General features: G+C 40.3%; 3 protein-coding genes and 1 pseudogene. 2 read left to right on the top strand and 2 right to left on the bottom strand.

The features are described 5' to 3' along the window. Both F6K13_RS24395 and psbC read left to right on the top strand, forming a co-directional pair. Positions 1–158, top strand: a pseudogene (locus F6K13_RS24395) (photosystem II protein D2); the annotation flags it as partial. Beyond that, on the top strand, positions 142–1524 hold the full coding sequence (psbC, locus tag F6K13_RS24400; protein WP_124155525.1) for a photosystem II reaction center protein CP43: 1383 nt from the start codon (positions 142–144) through the stop codon (positions 1522–1524). The pseudogene F6K13_RS24395 and the gene psbC, both read left to right, overlap by 17 nt. Before the next feature lie 393 nt (positions 1525–1917). Here the strand turns inward: psbC and F6K13_RS24405 are convergent, their stop codons facing one another. After that, positions 1918–2091: a hypothetical protein gene (locus tag F6K13_RS24405; RefSeq protein ID WP_161564537.1), complete on the bottom strand. Its 174-nt coding sequence runs from the start codon at positions 2089–2091 to the stop codon at positions 1918–1920. A gap of 597 nt (positions 2092–2688) precedes the next feature. After that, a complete protein-coding gene (locus tag F6K13_RS24410) occupies positions 2689–3228 on the bottom strand; it encodes an EF-hand domain-containing protein (protein ID WP_124145107.1) in 540 nt (179 codons plus the stop codon). Positions 3229–3440 lie beyond the last annotated feature (212 nt).

The raw sequence follows: 3440 nt of genomic DNA on the forward strand, positions 1-3440 counted from the left end.
AAGAGTTACGGGCAGCAGAAGACCCAGAGTTTGAAACATTTTATACCAAAAACATTTTGTTGAACGAGGGTATCCGAGCATGGATGGCACCTCAAGATCAACCACATCAAAACTTTATATTCCCTGAGGAGGTTCTACCACGTGGTAACGCTCTCTAATTCTTCCATGATGGGAGGTCGCGATATCGAGTCCACCGGTTTTGCTTGGTGGTCTGGAAACGCCCGTCTGATCAATCTATCCGGTAAACTGCTAGGCGCTCATGTTGCTCACGCAGGTCTAATCGTATTCTGGGCAGGAGCAATGACTTTATTTGAAGTTGGTCACTTTGTCCCAGAAAAGCCAATGTACGAACAAGGCTTAATCCTAATGCCTCACGTTGCTACTTTAGGCTGGGGTATCGGTCCTGGTGGCGAGGTAACTGACATATTTCCATACTTTGTCGTAGGTGTTTTGCACCTAATTTCATCTGCTGTTCTTGGTTTAGGCGGTATTTATCATGCCGTTCGTGGTCCAGAAACTCTCGAAGAATATTCTTCTTTCTTCGGATATGACTGGAAAGATAAGAACCAGATGACTAATATCATCGGTTACCACTTAATCCTATTAGGTTGTGGTGCGCTGTTGTTGGTATTTAAGGCCATGTTCTTTGGTGGTGTCTATGATACTTGGGCACCAGGTGGTGGAGATGTCAGGGTAATCACTAACCCTACTCTCGATCCTGCTGTTATTTTTGGTTATCTAGCTAAAGCTCCTTTTGGTGGTGAAGGTTGGATCATCGGTGTTAACAACATGGAAGATATCATCGGCGGTCATATCTGGATCGGTCTGATTTGTATCTTCGGTGGTGTTTGGCATATTCTAACTAAGCCTTTCGGTTGGGCACGTCGTGCTTTCATCTGGTCTGGAGAGGCTTATCTTTCCTACAGTTTGGGCGCTCTATCCTTAATGGGTTTGATTGCTGCGTGTTTCGTATGGTTTAACAACACTGCTTATCCCAGCGAATTCTACGGCCCAACTAACGCTGAAGCTTCTCAAGCTCAGTCTTTTGTATTCTTAGTTCGTGACCAAAAGTTAGGTGCTAATATTGGTTCTGCTCAAGGTCCAACTGGTCTTGGTAAGTACCTGATGCGTTCTCCTACTGGTGAAATCATCTTCGGTGGTGAAACAATGCGTTTCTGGGACTTCCGTGGTCCTTGGTTAGAGCCTCTTCGTGGTCCTAACGGTCTCGACTTGAGTAAATTAAAGAATGATATTCAGCCTTGGCAAGTACGTCGTGCTGCTGAGTACATGACTCATGCTCCTAACGGTTCCATCAACTCCGTAGGTGGCATTATCACTGATATCAACGGGTTCAACTATGTTAACCCTCGTGCTTGGTTAGCTGCTGCTCACTTCATTCTAGGGTTCTTCTTCTTAATTGGTCACTTATGGCACGCAGGACGCGCTCGTGCTGCTGAAGGTGGTTTTGAGAAGGGTCTCGACCGTGAAACAGAGCCAGTACTATCTATGCCTAACCTAGACTAATATCTAGTTACTGTAGGTTACTGATAGCTAAATTTATTTAAGAACCTCGCCAAATATCTGGTGAGGTTCTTATTTTTTTATAGAACCCATTTGGGATCTTGGCACGCGGTACGGGTTTTTATAGCAGGCAACAGGCAACAGGCAACAGGCAACAGGCAAAAGTGGGAAAAATTTCCCTGTCTAAGGTTTATTACCAGTCTATTTCCTAACCAACCCATTTTTTCCTATAGCAAAGGAGTCAGAAGATCAAGCAATAGAATAGGGGAAAAAGGTGGAAATTTGCCCCCAGATTCACTATCTGCCGACATTCCCCACCCTCTTTATCTAATTACACTGATGCTACCGGATTTGATATGACTTCAGTCTTTCAATATGGCATTAAATTCACCCGCTTCAAACCTTTTTCTGAGTTCCTGACGCTGAATTTTGCCGATCACTGTTTTCGGATACGAGGATAGTGGGACTGTTTTCTGAGATATTTACCGACCCTCCATAGGCGATCGCTGGTTTAAAGGAGCGGTCTATGGAACTTGTTTGAGCTAAATATTCTTTTTGGTGATTAAACATTTTTTTTGATTGAGGAAATGTTCGCAAAAATGTATCTCTCTCAAATTTAAGTTGGTGTTCAATAATTAATAATTAATAATCACCTCTCCTTGAAAAGAAGAGGATTGACTAAAAGGATAATTTTTTTTCTTCTCTTGGTCGATTGGATATGGCAAGATTTCCTCGCCACCCCACCCTACGGGAAGCTCCGCTAACGACCGCTTTTTTCTCCTTTAAAGGAGAGGCTTTAAATCTTAATTATTCAGTAAGGAGCAATATTCAATAATTGATAATTGATAATTACCTCTCCCTAAAAGGAAGACGATTGAATAAAAGGAAAAAATTTCTTCTCTTGGTCGATTGGATATGGTAAGGTTTCCTCGCCATCCCTCGACCGCTTTTTTCTCCTTGAAAGGGGAGGCTTTAAACCTGAATTATTTAATTATTTAATTATTAATTCTTCGGTAAATCTATTGCCTATTAGACATCTCCAAACATCCAAAATCAAATCAATTTTTATCCATAAATTATCAATTATTTCTCCCTGTTCCCAGCTCCGGTGTTCCCTCTTTTCTGGAGATGTCTATTGCCTATTAAGTATTAACAGTGTTAGCAGTCTTAGAAAGATCCGTAAAACAACCTCGACGCATATTCTGGATCGTCAGAAGAGAAATAACCACTTCTAATTTTAGCATATTCATCTCGTGATCTCGAACCATTCTTGTTTAGATCCATATTTTCAAACCCACGTTTAATACTTTCCTCATTGGTTTCTCCCAACGCTTTTAACAATATATCATATTCTTTAAAACTAATTGTGCCACTTCCATCTATATCCAAGCAATCAAACATCACTTTGTTGACTTCTTGATTTTTTTCTATTTGACTGGGTTGCATTTTTTCTCGAACTTCCAAAAATTCAATTAGAGAAACTTTTCCATCTCCATCTGTATCAGCAGGACTCAAATAATGATCCCAAACTTTAGCATAGGTATCAAGAATTTCCTGATATTTGCTATCTTCCTTTTTGAGACCAAAAGACTCAGCTATTCTTTTGGCAATTAGCTGCAAGTCTTCCTTTTCTAGCAGTCCATTTTTCGATTGGTCATACTGATAAAATGCCAAGGCAAGTTTGCGTTGCACAAATGGCGATAACATAATTTTTCTCCTGTTGTATTTTCTCAGCTATTTTTTGAGTTAGAAATTAGCATATTTGAAGCAAAATTTCAATTAAATGGTGCTAGGTTTGAATTGATAGTAAGTAAGCATTCAGCTATTAGCAATCAGCTCTCAGCAATAAAAATGAATGAACCAGGTATTTGCTTAACTTCTGCTTCAATTCTTTGTTCAAAAATGTAGTAGAAGTTAAG

Source organism: Okeania sp. SIO2B9, assembly GCF_010672505.1.
GTDB lineage: Bacteria > Cyanobacteriota > Cyanobacteriia > Cyanobacteriales > Microcoleaceae > Okeania > Okeania hirsuta.

Bases quoted from the DNA above. Each gene is read 5' to 3' on its own strand.
- F6K13_RS24410 (WP_124145107.1), bottom strand. From the start codon at position 3,228: ATGTTATCGCCATTTGTGCAACGCAAACTTGCCTTGGCATTTTATCAG.
- F6K13_RS24405 (WP_161564537.1), bottom strand. From the start codon at position 2,091: ATGTTTAATCACCAAAAAGAATATTTAGCTCAAACAAGTTCCATAGAC.